Origin of the sequence: Thalassospira sp. (assembly GCF_048059015.1) — a bacterium.
GTDB lineage: Bacteria > Pseudomonadota > Alphaproteobacteria > Rhodospirillales > Thalassospiraceae > Thalassospira.
Map to the genome: position 1 here is coordinate 533,039 of NZ_JBLLNT010000002.1, position 14,027 is coordinate 547,065.

Here is a 14,027-nt window from a genome sequence, read left to right on the forward strand (position 1 = left end):
TTTGTTTTGAAGAGAGTGTTATGGCAGGATCATTTACTTCAGGTGATAGTCATCGTGGTGAGAAAAGCTACCAAGATAGAGACAGGTCAGCTTCTCGTTCGTCGCATAACGCTTCTTCTGACAATGGAAACGGAGATTCTAGCTCTTCGGCTCCTACACAAGTTTCAGTCGGTGTCGAACAAGCTACTGATGTCGATGTGCAGAAATCTGCAGACGTGGCTTTGTCTGTTTCATCAAATATCTCAGATATGGCCAGCAGGCTTGATATGCCGGGGGCAGGGTGGATTGGTGAGGGGATCGACTTTAAGCAGAGAGTTGACAACGTTGTAAACTCGCCTGAGCAGAACAAAGCCCGAGAAGCTTGGGGGGAGGCAGCGGACAAGATCGCCGACACTGTTGCTATGGGCTTCGGAGCGGCTGTAGGAGGTGTTGCCTTTGGTGCCGCGACCGGTGGGAATCCGGTTGCAGCGGCGGTTGGTGCAGTGGCAACCGCCGAAGCGTTCGGCAATTACAATGGGGACTGGGCAAAAGATTACGGTAGAAATTTATACGATGGCTATCAGGACTTCAAGGCACGGGCTGCAGAATATGTTGGTGAAGTAGACCAAGAAATTCTTGACGGTATGCGAACTGCTCCGCCAGTAATCCTCGACCTTTCAAACGATGATTTTCAACTTATTGATTTGTCGGACAGTGCTGCGTTCTTTGATTATGATTCAGACCAGTATTTGGAAAACGTCGGCTGGGTTGCTGGTGATGACGGCATCCTGTCAATCGACCTCAATGGATCAGGAACCATCGACGATGCCTCTGAGTTCGTTTTTGCCGGTGAAACGGAAGCTGAAGATACTGACCTCGAAGCGCTAGCCGAGCTATATGACAGCAATGGCGATGGCGTTTTGAATGCCGAGGATGAAGCATGGGCAGACTTTCGAGTTTGGCAGGATTGGAACGGTGACGGCCAATCTCAGGAAGGTGAAGTCAGTACTCTTGAAGAACTCAATATCACTGAAGTCGGCCTGGTTTCTGATGGCGTTGAAGAGGAAATTGCCGGAAACACTGTCCATGGTCGCGCGACTTTCACCCGCGAAGATGGGACCACGGGCGATGTAGGCGATGTATCCTTCAGGGCATCGACTTATGGCTATCGCGAGACCGAGGACGGAATCGAAATTGGCGATGGCAACGCTTTCGTCGTTGAAAGTGATAGCTCTCAAGATCGAGATCTTGCGAATACTGAATATGATGGTCTGATCACCGGGGCGGGTGACGATACGCTTTCAAACAGTTCGGGCAAAGATGGCTATCTATCATCCGGGGCAGGCAATGACATCCTGATTGGTGGCGATGGTGACGAATGGCTGTCTGGCGGCGACGGTGCGGATACCATTAATGCCGGTGCCGGTCACGACATCCTGTTTGTTGATGCAGACGACAGTTTTGATGGTGGCGATGGCTTTGATGTTGTTCTTGGCCAGGGGGAAGGTGATCTTTCCATTGATCTTGGAGCGACAAACACCGAGGCAGTGTATGGTGCCGGTGGCAATGATGACCTTCGTGCCGGCGATGCTCAACATATCGTCATTGACGGTGGTGCCGGGGATGATCAGATCACTGGTGGAACCGGGAATGATTTGCTATCGGGCGGTGAAGGTGCCGATACCCTGCGCGGTGGTGCCGGGGATGATACGCTGGTCGTTGATGAAAACGACGATTTCAATGGCGGCGCCGGGCAGGATCGCGTCATTTTCATGGGCGATGCGGACCTTGATATCAACATAACCGACTATGAGATTGAAATCTTCAACTCTGGTGGTGGCGATGACATCATCCGAACTGATCAAACCCACGAAGCAGCCATTGATGGCGGTGAAGGTAATGATACGATCTTTGGTGGTTGGGGGGATGACTGGCTAAGTGGTGGTCATGGTGATGACACCCTGCAAGGTGGTTATGGGGATGATACCTATATCTACAAACGCGGTGATGGTAATGACACCATCCATGACTACTCTCATAACACGCGTACAGATAAGCTTTATGACCTTTATTCCGATGGCAGCAAACGTAACTACCGTACACGCGTAGTTGATATCCATGAAGATGCTGGTGATGACCGGATCGTCTTTGGCGCAGATATTTTGCCGTCAGACATCGTCATTGAGCGGGATGGCAATAACCTTGTGATCGGGGTCCGGTCCGGCCCGGATGATGATCGCGATATTTCCGAACTAGAAGACCGGATCGTAATCCAGAACGGCATGGATGCGCGCGATACGGTCGAGGGCCTCGTTTTTGCCGATGGAACCGTTGGGACCATCAATTTGCAAACGCTGGGCGTTGAATATTCCGTTCTGCGTTCGGATGCCGAGGACGGCGATCTAGCTGAGCCGACGGTTGATCCGATTGCAGCCCTTTCGCAAAATGCCGGCTTTGCCGGGGAGCAGACCGAGCTTGATGAGCTTGGCGATCCGGATGAAGTCAGGGACAAACGAACCCAGCGACAAAACGCAATAAACGCGTCCCAAAACCAATCGGTCCAGGCAGCAGAAGTGATGCTTCTGGCATCTATTGGTGTCGCGGCAGGTGCGGCCGTTAATCCCGCATTGGCAGAAGAGAATGATGGGCCGCTTGGGTTCGGTGGCAACGATCCATTGGATGAAACCGAAGAAGCTGACGACACCAATGTTACCGGATCATCTTCAAGCTTTGATGAAACATACGTCACTTACGCAGAAAATAGCGAAGCGTCTGATGGTGAAGAAGCTTCGCCATCACCTGATCCATTGAGCTTCAATCCTGCTCTGCTTGGCGAGGGGGAAGGTGCGCTTGCAAATGAACCTTCCTCCGGGGCAGGTTCAGACCCAACATTATCAGAAACAGGCGACGGTCAGCCAAGCAATCAAAGTGGTGGTGAACTTTCGCTGTCATCAGAGGATGCCGTCGCAGATATCGATGGGACAGATCAAACAGAAGCCAGCAGTGCTGATGAAGAAGAAACTTCTGAGACAGAGTTTGATGACGGACCAGTATTTGATGATGCGGTTTGGAAACGTGCTCAGGTAACCGGGACAGCTGGCGATGATGTTCTTTACGCAGATTACGCCAGCCAGTTTGGTTGGGCCGTCGGTGGCGCGGGCAAAGATACCTTGGTTATGCGTGTCGGCGCGCCGTCAAGTTTTGATCTGGCGGCTCATGGCTTTGAGGTAGTTTCAGGATCAGCAGAGGCAGACAGGCTAATCTCTTCTGGTTCTGAGGATGTTACGCTGTACGGCAATGCAGGAAATGACATCCTTACCGGTGGTAGCGGCAATGATGTTCTTGCCGGTGGCAATGGTGCGGATGTTCTTGATGGCGGAGATGGGATCGATACCGCCTTTTATGGTGCATCATCCGCGGGTGTTGAGATCGACCTTGGCGCCGGAAGTGCTACGGGCGGCGAAGCAACCAGCGATGTGATCCGCAATATCGAAAATGTGATTGGCAGTTCGCATGATGATGTTCTGAACGGCGATGCTGGCGCCAACGTTTTGTCCGGGCTGTCAGGCAATGACATTATTGATGGTGCTGATGGGGATGACGTCATTTCTGGTGGGGCAGGTGCCGACACGCTATCGGGTGGGGCTGGAACCGACACACTTGATTATTCTGCGTCATCAAGTGCTGTCACAATAGATCTTCTTACTGGTACCGGCTCTGCCGGGGATGCCGACGGTGATCAGGTCGATGGTTTCGAAGTTGTCCTTGGCAGTGCCTTGGGCGATACCATTTCCGGGGCAAACGGGAATGAACTTCTTGATGGCGGTGCTGGCGATGATGTGCTGCATGGCAATGATGGAAATGACGACCTTTTGGGTGGTGCTGGTGATGATACCCTTGATGGTGGTGCCGGATCAGACGCCCTTGATGGTGGGACCGGTTTTGATATCGCGAGTTATGCCAATGCAAGCTCGGGCGTTGCTGCAAGTCTTGCGACAAAGTCCGGTACCGGTGGCGACGCAAGTGGTGACACATACACGTCAATCGAAGGCCTTGTTGGCAGTGCCCATGCCGACACACTCACTGGTGATCAAAATGCCAACCGCATCGAGGGCGGGGCAGGCAATGATCACATCTTCGCAGGTGCCGGTGCTGACGTTGTAAGTGCGGGTGACGGCAATGACAGCATAACCGGCGGTGAAGGTGCCGACACCATCGATGGTGGAACCGGTACCGATGTTCTAGATTATTCGTCTTCAACGGCGGCAGTCCTTATCGATTTGGTGAATGGAAGCGGAACCGGTGGTATTGCCGACGGCGATATTATTACCGGTGTTGAGAACATCATTGGCACTGACTTCGATGACGTCATGAAGGGTGATGACGCCGACAACGTTTTCAAAGGCGGTACAGGTAGTGACACCTTCTTTGGCGGCGAGGGGAACGATACGCTCGTCGTCGATGGCGATTTCACGGACTACGAGCTTGTTCATGGTGATGATGGAACTTCGACCCTAATCGGTACTGACGGGACAGATATTCTTCATGACATGGAGAATATCGTTATCGGTGGAAACACGTTCCGTGCCGATCAAAACAACAGTCCGGGCTTTTTCGGAACCAAAGAAGTCACGACAGATGAAGACGCAATTACATTAATCAGCAAGGCATCCCTTCTATCCGGATTTTATGATCTGGAAGGTGACAGCTTTGATCTGACAGCTGTTTCCGGTGCTTCGCACGGCACCGTATCGATTGTCGGGGATGACGTGCGGTTCGTGCCCGATGCCAACTATCATGGCGATGCCGGTTTCACCTTCACGGTAACTGACGCCGAAGGAAACGCGCGCGAGCAGTATGTTGATCTGACCATCAACTCGGTTAATGACGCACCAACAGCATACCTGTCTGGAAACCGGATGGTGGCATCCGACGTTGATGGCGATGCACTGAGCTACAGCATCGTCAGTCGATCAGGCGGAACCAGTGCTAGCATTGATGGTAACGGTAATTTCAGTTATTCGGCCTCCGGGTATGGAACCTTCAGTTTCACCATGCGAGCAAGCGATGGGAACGGAGCCTATGTCGATAAGGGCTTCTCGTTTACCCGCCAGGCACCTCCGCCGCCGCCAGACAATGGTGGTAACAACAACGACCGGGATCACGATGGTGGATCTTCTGGAGGTTCATCTGGCGGATCGTCGGGTGGGGGGAGTTCTGGTGGTGATGTAGGTTGTTTCGTCGCGGGCACACCTGTGCTTATGGCAAATGGCCGGACCAAACCTATTGAGGACGTCGAAGTCGGTGACATGGTGATGGCATTTGACGGCTTTGGTGTCTTGGAGCCGCGCGCTGTCCTGACTCTGATCCGTGCTCAGAACAAAGAAGTCGTCGAAGTTAATGGTATCAAGTCGACATTTAATCATCCTTTCCTGACGGAAGAAGGACACTTCAAGGTTGCTGCCCAGCTCTCCATGTTTGATCGACTGGTCAATGCGGAAGGCGAACTCGTTAGAATTGAGAGCATCGTTAATCGCGGTGAACGCGCCAACGTCTTTAATTTTGAAGTCGAAGAACACCATACCTACGTCGCTGGTGGTTACCGGGTACATAACTGGAAACCAGTTATCGTTGATCTGAATGGCAATGGTGTCGAGTTCATGGGGGCCTCGGTTTCTACAGCAAGATTCGATGTTGATGGTGACGGCAACCTGGAGCGAACAGCATGGGTCGCGTCAAATGACGGATTGCTTGTCTTCGATCATGATCAAGACGGAAAAATCACAAATGTGGATGAAGTTGCTTTGTCGATGTATGGCGAAGAAGGGGCAACTGATCTTGAAGGTTTGGCACACGGTTTTGATAGCAATCGGGATGGGGTCTTCGATCAGCAGGATACTGAGTGGTCGAAATTCTCCATCTGGCAGGACATCAATAGTGACGGTGTCAGCGATGATGGCGAGGTTAAAACTCTCGACGAGATTGGCATAGCTTCCATCAATCTTTCCAAGGACAACAACACGTTGAATGAAGACGGCGTTGAAGTGTTTGGCTACGGCAGCTTTACTTGGAAAGACGGAACTAGTGGAGAGTTGGCAGACACAGCATTTGCTGCATCAACAGAGAATTTTTGGGATCTGGATACTGCAAATGTAGAAACAACCATCTCAACGGATGCAGTAACTGAGGCGCAAAGCCCGCAAGGACAAATGGCTGAACTTTTGGTTATGTATTCAACGAGCGGTTTCCAACCGAGTTCCCCAAACCCGAATCCTGGTAATCAAGACATCGTCGATGACGACTATCTCAACTTACTCTCGGCGAGTGGTTAGTTTTCTACAAAACAACTTCGAACCGGAGCTGGGTTAGGCAGCGTAAACCCAGTTCCGGTTGATTATACTTCGTGCAGTTGACTAGCCGATCACATTGAATTCCGGCCCATACGGATAGCCTGTGATGTTCTCGTTCCCGGTTTCGGTAATGACGAGGATGTCATGTTCGCGGTAGCCGCCTGCACTGGGTTGGTTTTCCGGGATGGTCAACATCGGTTCCATGCTGATCACCATGCCTGGTTCAAGGACGGTGTCGATGTCTTCGCGAAGCTCAAGCCCTGCTTCGCGACCGTAATAGTGCGACAGAACGCCAAAGCTGTGGCCATAGCCGAATGTGCGATACTGCAGCAAATCCCGCTCGGCAAAGAAGTCATTGATCTTGTGCGTGACCTCGGCACAGGACACACCCGGTTTTAAAAGCGACATGCCAAATTCATGCGCGCCAACATTGGCATCCCAAATCTTGCGGCTGGCATCATCGACTTCGCCGACGAAAAGCGTGCGTTCAAGGGCCGTGTAATAGCCTGAAATCATCGGGAAGGTGTTGAGCGACAAGATATCACCGCGTTGAAGCCTGCGCGCGGTGACCGGGTTGTGCGCACCATCGGTATTGATGCCCGACTGGAACCAGACCCAGGTATCGCGATATTCGGCATCGGGGAACCGTTTGGCGATCTCAAGCTCCATCGCATCCCGCCCTGCCATGGCGACATCAATCTCGCGCACACCTTCCCTGATCGCATCGCGGATGGCGTAGCCGCCAACATCGGCCACGTTGGCCCCGGCGCGGATCAGTTCGATCTCGGCAGGTGATTTATGCATGCGCTGACGCATGGTTGCAGGCGCAATATCAAGGCTGCGTTCTGGTGCCAGAAACTCGTCGAGCAGTGCCTTTTGCACAAGATTGATATGGTCACCTTCAAAACCGATCACCTTGCCGGTTCCGGTGACGGAGCGAATGGCGCGCCAGTAATTGTTTCGCTGCCAGTCGGTATAGGTGATGTTATCACCATGGCAGCGGCGCCAGGGTTGGGCGGCATCAATACCGGCACTGATCGTGACACTTTCCGATGGCGTGACAACAAGCGCATAGGGCCTGCCAAACGCGCAATACAGAAAGCCTGAATAATAGGCGATGTTATGCATCGATGAGAAAACGCAGGCCTCAACCCCGCTTTGCGCCATGCTGGCACGGAGCTTGGTCAGGCGCGTATCATATTCCGCCGCCGCAAACGGCAGAACGCGGTCACCTTGATGGAAACGGTAAAATTCTGGGCGATCCATTCGCAAAATCCTCTTCAACGCGATTGCCGCGAAAGGGGACTGGAACCTCCCCCTGTCATGGCAATGACAAAGCAAGATCCCGGCGTTCAGGATATGTGTGATGATGGGTGGGGCGCGAATTTTCGCTGGCGACGCCATCGCCTGCCCTGTCGCCAATATCAACAACGATCCGCGTGCTTGGCAAGCACAATCTCAAAGCAGATTAAAGCCACGGGTAGGCAACCCAATGGTTCCTATGCGTTCGTATGAATAATCGGCTGCGTTAAAGCATTTTCTTAACAGCTTGGCGTTTTACTGTTGGGGAACAATATAAAATACGAGCATCAAACGGAATTTTGGGCGTGGCAGAAGAAGACGACGAAAAGCAAAGCGGCGGACAATCCGCTGCCCAGTCGGCGATGAAACGCATTGCCGAGAAAGAACTTCGCTCGATCCGGCGGCGTATCCGGCGTCGGCGCGCGTTGATTATTGGCTTTTTCGTGTCGATTACGGCACTGGGTCTGTTTGGCATCACCTACTCGATCAAGTCGAACCTTGATCTTAGCCGCAATATGATCCGAAGCCCGGAAATCCGTATCCTTGGCTATGATGGTGCCATGCTTGAAACCATCAAGGGTCATTATAGTCAGGATGTCTCGCTAACGACCTTGCCCGAACGTGTTCAGAACGTTTTCGTCGCGGCGGCGGACCCGACTTTTTATGATCATAATGGTGTTTCGGGCGAAGACTTTGCCCGGATCTTTACCGGTCGCGAAGGATCGGGATCGACCATCACCATGAAGGTTGCGCGCAGTTTCTTTAAGGAGAAAAGCAACAGTGCGGGGCGCCATTTCCAGGAATTCCTGGTGGCCCTGTGGCTGGAATGGAGCTTCAACAAAAAGACGATTCTTCGAAGCTATCTGGAACGAAGCTATGTCGGGCGCGGCATTTTTGGCATCACAGCGGCCGCCCGCATCTGGTATGGCAGCCCGTCTGAACGCATGAGCCTGCATCAGGCAGCCGTTCTTGCCGCAGCCATGAGCGATCCGGAAAAGTTCAATCCGCTGTTTTATCCGCGCGAAACCGCCGAGGAAGCCAACCGCATCCTCGGAAAGCTTGGCCAATATAAGTTCATTGAGCCAGACCGTGTTTCGGCCCTGACCCTGATCGAGCCAAAGCTTGATGTGCAGTATGACGAAAATGTCCTATCGGGCTATGTCGTTGACATGGTGCTTGAAGAAGTCGCCGATATTGTCGGCTACAGCAGCCGCGACATTGATGTCGTCACCAGCATCGACTGGAAGGTTCAAAACCTTGCGCAGGAAATCGTGCCCGAGGTCGCAGCACATCGTGTGATCCCGCGTGGGGCCGACCAAGTCGCCATGATTTCCATCAGCCCGGAAGGCCGCATTCGCGCCCTGATCGGTGGGGCGGATTACACCCCGTTCCAACGCAACCGGGTCACGGAAATGCGCCATCCGGCGGGCCGTATGCTTAAAATCGCGACCTATTACTACGCGCTGAATGAAAACAGCGACCCGGCCCAGTGGGTGCGCGATAACCGTATGGCTGTTGGCGGTTGGCGGCCGATCAATCCGGACCATGATTATATGGGGCAAACGTCACTGCGTGAGGCATTTGTACGTGACGTAAACACTGTTCCGGCCAATTTGGCCGATCATTACTGACTTTTGAATGTGCGTGAATATGCGCGTAATATTGGCATCACAAGTCCGCTTTCGACCGATATTCGCACCGTGGTCGGGCTTGATCCGGTAACGATTAGCGACATCGCTGCCATTCATGCCCTGCCGCAAAATTCGGGTAAACCGCCGATGATCACACTGATCAATTCGGTACGTTATACCGATGCGCCAAACGCGCCGCTTCTTTATCAACGTGTTGACCCTGTTCAGGAAAAACGCCTGACCGATGAGGCCATTCAGGGATCGTATGTTCTGTTTTCCAGTGTGACGGACCCGGAAGTGCGTCTTGACCGGCCGTTTGCCGGTTATGGAACCGATGCCGGTGGCGGCACAGATGCATGGTATGCCGGGTTCACATCCGATCTGATCACGGTGGTCTGGGCGGGCAATGATGAACGGCGTAGAATGGATGTCAGAGGCGAGGTAGAACTTGCGTCTTTGTGGCGGTTATTTATGCTTGATGCACACGATGGCTTGCCCATCCGTTCGATGGTGCGCGCATCTTCGCAACGACGGCGCGACAGCGATGGTGTTACAGACCTGTGGAAAATGGGTCTCAGCGATAATAATTGATAAAATCGTCGCAAAGCGGGGAGACGGGGGACTCCCTCCTCGGTTGGGACATTAGGGTCAGGATCTATTAATTTGATTTGAATGGCAGAATTTATATTTGTGAAATCCAAGGAAAAGCCCGCCGAGCGGGTTGGTATCCCGCTCAAGGGGTTTGACGTCGGAGTTTGCAAATATAAATTCTGTCCTTCTGATCGGTCAGATTTGCACGGGCTACTTTGTCGCAAAACCTTGAAAGATAGAAATCTTCCGGCGGTCTTGCTTCGCATATCCGCACAAGTCTGAGCGACCATTCGAACCAAATTAGTAGACCCTGACCCTTAGATATTTAATCGCCGGATCATGCGGCGCGCTCATCTGTCTGAAACGGGTTAGGGGTAGCTCGTTTCAAGATGGCTGGGCATGTGTGACGTGTGCCCGGTCCAGACCGATAGGTGCTTTGGTGGCGCAAAGAGAATTCAAACGGCGCACAAGTGTGCGCAAGGGATCAACCGGATCCAAAACCAAGAAAAAACGCGTCAGTAGCGCGGGTAAGCGCAAGGGCAGTTTGTTCGCGCGCTTTGGCGACATGATCCCGGGGCCAGAGGCAATTGCCAAATTCATCGTGCTGAGTACGATCTGGGTCACCGTTCTTGGCGGTGGTGTGATTGCCTATTACGGCTATGGGCTGCCGGAAAAGGTTAATTTCGACGTTGCCAGTGAACGTAAACCATCGATCCGCGTGATCAGCATTGATGGCATGACCCTTGCCACCTATGGCAACCGTTATGGCAATCCGGTCGAGGTGCGCGATCTGCCTGAACATGTCGCGCAAGCATTTGTCTCGATTGAAGATCGCCGGTTCTACGATCATTTCGGCATTGATGTGGTCGGCATCCTACGTGCAGCATGGGCCAACCTGACGGCGGGTCGCATCACCGAAGGTGGCAGCACCATCACCCAGCAGCTTGCCAAGAACCTGTTCCTCTCACCGGAACGCAGCTTTGGCCGTAAGATCGAAGAAGTTCTTTTGGCGATATGGCTGGAATTCAAGTTCGACAAGCAACAAATCCTGTCGCTGTATCTCAACCGCATCTATTTCGGGTCGGGTCTGTATGGCATTGATGCCGCATCCCGGCATTATTTCGGCACCGACCCGCGTCGTCTGCGCCTGTATGAGGCGGCAGTTCTGGCGGGCCTGCCAAAGGCACCCAGCCGCTATAACCCGATGGTCGATCCGGTCAAATCCGCCGAGCGTGCCAATATCGTTCTTGATGCCATGGCATCGACCGGCGCGCTGACAAACGCGCGTGCCGATCGTGCCAAACAATATCGTGTCCGTACCGCCCGTGCGGCACAGACCGGGCCGGGTGTGCGGTATTTCTCCGACTGGGTACTTGATCGGGTGCGTGATTATGTCGGCTATGTCGATCAGGATCTTTTGGTCTACACCACCCTTGATTCCCGTCTTCAGGAAATTGCCGAGTTCAATCTTGAACGTGCGCTTGAAAGCAACGGGGCAAAGGAAAAACACGTGACGCAGGCATCGCTTCTGGCGATGACCCCTGATGGGGCAGTTCGTGCGATGGTCGGTGGCAGGGATTACTTTGAAAGCCAGTATAACCGAGTGACCCAGGCCCGCCGTCAACCGGGCTCGGTCTTTAAGCTGTTTGTCTATTTGGCTGCTTTGGATAAAAGCCTCGGCTCCAATGACTGGATGCGCGATGTGCCCATCGTCATTGATGGTTGGGAGCCGCGTAACTTTGACCGTCAACATCACGGCACCATGTCGATCCGTGATGCGGTGGCAACGTCCAACAACTCGATCGCGGTTCAGATGGCGATGGAAGTTGGCCTTGATGCCGTGATCCAGAAGGCGCGTACCATGGGTGTATCGTCTGAACTCAAAGCAGAACCAAGTCTGGCGCTTGGCACCAGCGAAGTCTCGATGCTTGAGCTCACCGGGGCCTATGCGATTGTCGCCAATGGCGGTTTTGCCGTTTTCCCGCACGCAGTCAGCAAGATCGTCGGCAAGGGTGGCGAGGTTCTTTATGAACGAACCGATGATTTCCCGACCCGCTTGATGAACCCGCTTCATGCCGGCGAAATGAACAACATGCTGGCTGCTGTTGTCGCCAAAGGAACCGGGCGTGATGCCATCATTGACCGCCCATCGGCGGGCAAGACCGGCACCACGTCGGAATATCGTGATGCATGGTTCATTGGCTACACTGCTGATCTGGTTGCAGGTGTCTGGATGGGCAATGATGATGGAAGCCCGATGGATGAAGTCACCGGTGGTGGCCTTCCGGCCAATTTGTGGCATGACTTCATGTTGCACGCCCATCAGAACATCCCGGTCCGATCGCTTGGCAAGGCCGCCTTGGCACGTTCCAAGAAAGTTGGCGAGGATGATAGCTGGCGTGACTTCACCGCGGGCTATAGTTCCGGCAATAAGAAGCAGTAATAAGCTTTTCAGCGCTTAGAATTTGCAGCAGGCAGCCATTGGTTGCCGTACCGCCGCCAATTGTCGTGGTCAGCATCGTGCTGTGCGGAACAGTAAAGTCGGGATCAAACGGGCCGTTTTCTTCAAAGTCACGGGCCTTTTCGGCAATCAGATTGATCGCGCGCGTCGCATATTCGATGGCATTGACGTGATTGGGTGCGAACTCCAGGTGTCCTACATGGACGAAATCTATCCGGTCGAGGTTTACGGCATCGGTTACAAGCCGGTCTACGATTCGGAAAACCTCAAACCGCGCAGCTAGCCGCGGATACGAGAAAAAAGGGCGGGGATGATCCCCGCCCTTTTCATTTGTGGTGTCTTGTCCTGAAATATGTTGACACTTACAGGAGTTGAAGATGTCGACATATTTCAGGACAAGACACCCCTAAGCGACTCACCTTCTTAAGCTGATAATGAGCTGTTGAAGCAGGAAATTGACCGGTGGATCGAGGATTACGACGAGAGCCACCAACAGAGCTGGCCAAAATGCAATTTACCAAAGTATTTTCGACGAGCTCGGTTATATATTTTCTTGTGTGCGAGCGAAACTGGCGCCACTTCAACAGCCCTCTTCGGTCATCCAAAAACGATTGTGCACGGAGGACCCATTCGATGGTGGAAGATCAAAGCTCATTTTCTTGTTCTATTGAATTGAAGAGACACTATACAGGTTTGCGGGTCGCTTCGACCTCACATAACAATTAATTGTATTTAAATGAACTTTTCGGAAACCTGTAAAACAGGGAGTTGAGCCATTGAAAAGCCTCCTCACAAAAAACACCGCATCTTTGGTTTTGACTATGAGCGTTGTTTTAGCCACAAACTTGGCCAATGCCGAGCCCCAATATAGCACCACAGCCTTGTCAGCATATAGTGGCACTGTAGAAAACAGCATGGAACGGGAGATTCCCCTGGGCGATGCAGTGATCCAACGATCAATTGTCAGTGTTGAAGGACGAAAGGGCGTTGAACATCATCATATTCAGCTGACACCGCCGTCGCCAAAATATCATCATGTTATTTTTGTCGGCGGCAAAGGGGATCTAAAATGTCACCCGGGCAGTGAAGAAGCCACAAAAGGCATGGGCACGGGTATCAATTTTGTCCTGCGTACTCGGCTGGACTATGCCGCAAACGGGGGTAATGTTGTCATGTTTTGCGCTCCGTCTGACCGATGGGGCGAAAAGACAAATCGGAACTGGCTGACAGGAAGGGGCAAGAATAATGATTACCGCGTATCCTCGGAATTTGAAGAGGATTTCCGTCTTCTTGCCGCTTATCTGAAACAACAACATGATCTGCCAATTGTTGTGAATGGCACCTCTTCCGGAGCCCGTGCCGCCGCCTGGTTGGCGATGAAAACGCCCGAGCTCGTCGATTTACTGATCATGTCCGCCCCTGCTTTAAAAGGGCACGAATGGGAGCCGGTCAATTTCCTGGAAGGTGGCGCAGAAACCATCAATCAGCCGAACTCTTGTCTTAGTGAACAAGTCCGATCGGTGCGATAAAACTCCGCCAAAACATGCCAAACAATTCCATGATATGATCGCATCGGAATCAAAATCCTTTGTCGAATTTGACAGCAATGAAAAGCATCCCGGCAAATTCGGCGAAGCTTGCAGGCCATTGAGTCAACACGGTTTCTATGGCCTTGAAACACAGTCTGTATCGACTACCGTTGCCTTTATTGAA

Annotated in this window: 8 protein-coding genes; 6 read left to right on the forward strand and 2 right to left on the reverse strand. The window is 52.6% G+C overall.

Annotated features, from left to right (window positions below):
• Positions 1-221 precede the first annotated feature (221 nt).
• Positions 222-6,311 (forward strand): cadherin-like domain-containing protein, encoded by a 6,090-nt coding sequence (locus tag ACMZ66_RS03145; protein WP_416934328.1) that lies wholly within the window; start codon positions 222-224, stop codon positions 6,309-6,311.
• An 81-nt stretch (positions 6,312-6,392) separates the two neighbouring features.
• Here ACMZ66_RS03145 and ACMZ66_RS03150 read toward each other — a convergent pair whose 3' ends face one another.
• Positions 6,393-7,595: an aminopeptidase P family protein gene (locus ACMZ66_RS03150; protein WP_416934331.1), complete on the reverse strand. Its 1,203-nt coding sequence runs from the start codon at positions 7,593-7,595 to the stop codon at positions 6,393-6,395.
• A 341-nt stretch (positions 7,596-7,936) separates the two neighbouring features.
• Between ACMZ66_RS03150 and ACMZ66_RS03155 the strand changes: the two genes are divergently transcribed.
• From ACMZ66_RS03155 to ACMZ66_RS03165, 3 genes are all read left to right on the forward strand, one after another.
• Positions 7,937-9,262 (forward strand): transglycosylase domain-containing protein, encoded by a 1,326-nt coding sequence (locus ACMZ66_RS03155; RefSeq protein ID WP_416934333.1) that lies wholly within the window; start codon positions 7,937-7,939, stop codon positions 9,260-9,262.
• A gap of 9 nt (positions 9,263-9,271) precedes the next feature.
• Positions 9,272-9,853 carry a hypothetical protein gene (locus ACMZ66_RS03160; protein WP_416934335.1) on the forward strand — a complete coding sequence of 194 codons (582 nt, stop codon included), beginning with the start codon at positions 9,272-9,274 and terminating at the stop codon, positions 9,851-9,853.
• Positions 9,854-10,292: 439 nt separating this feature from the next.
• Positions 10,293-12,296, forward strand: a complete 2,004-nt coding sequence (locus ACMZ66_RS03165) for a transglycosylase domain-containing protein (protein WP_416934337.1) — start codon at positions 10,293-10,295, stop codon at positions 12,294-12,296.
• Here ACMZ66_RS03165 and ACMZ66_RS03170 read toward each other — a convergent pair.
• On the reverse strand, positions 12,259-12,474 hold the full coding sequence (locus ACMZ66_RS03170; protein WP_416934612.1) for a hypothetical protein: 216 nt from the start codon (positions 12,472-12,474) through the stop codon (positions 12,259-12,261). The genes ACMZ66_RS03165 and ACMZ66_RS03170 overlap by 38 nt on opposite strands.
• Between ACMZ66_RS03170 and ACMZ66_RS03175 the strand changes: the two genes are divergently transcribed.
• Positions 12,379-12,597 carry a hypothetical protein gene (locus ACMZ66_RS03175; RefSeq protein ID WP_416934339.1) on the forward strand — a complete coding sequence of 73 codons (219 nt, stop codon included), beginning with the start codon at positions 12,379-12,381 and terminating at the stop codon, positions 12,595-12,597. The two genes, ACMZ66_RS03170 and ACMZ66_RS03175, sit on opposite strands and share 96 nt — an antisense overlap.
• Positions 12,598-13,090: 493 nt before the next feature.
• Positions 13,091-13,843 carry a hypothetical protein gene (locus tag ACMZ66_RS03180; RefSeq protein WP_416934341.1) on the forward strand — a complete coding sequence of 251 codons (753 nt, stop codon included), beginning with the start codon at positions 13,091-13,093 and terminating at the stop codon, positions 13,841-13,843.
• Positions 13,844-14,027: the final 184 nt, after the last annotated feature.

Coding starts and splice junctions, on each gene's coding strand:
- ACMZ66_RS03150 (WP_416934331.1), bottom strand. CDS start 7,595: ATGGATCGCCCAGAATTTTACCGTTTCCATCAAGGTGACCGCGTTCTG.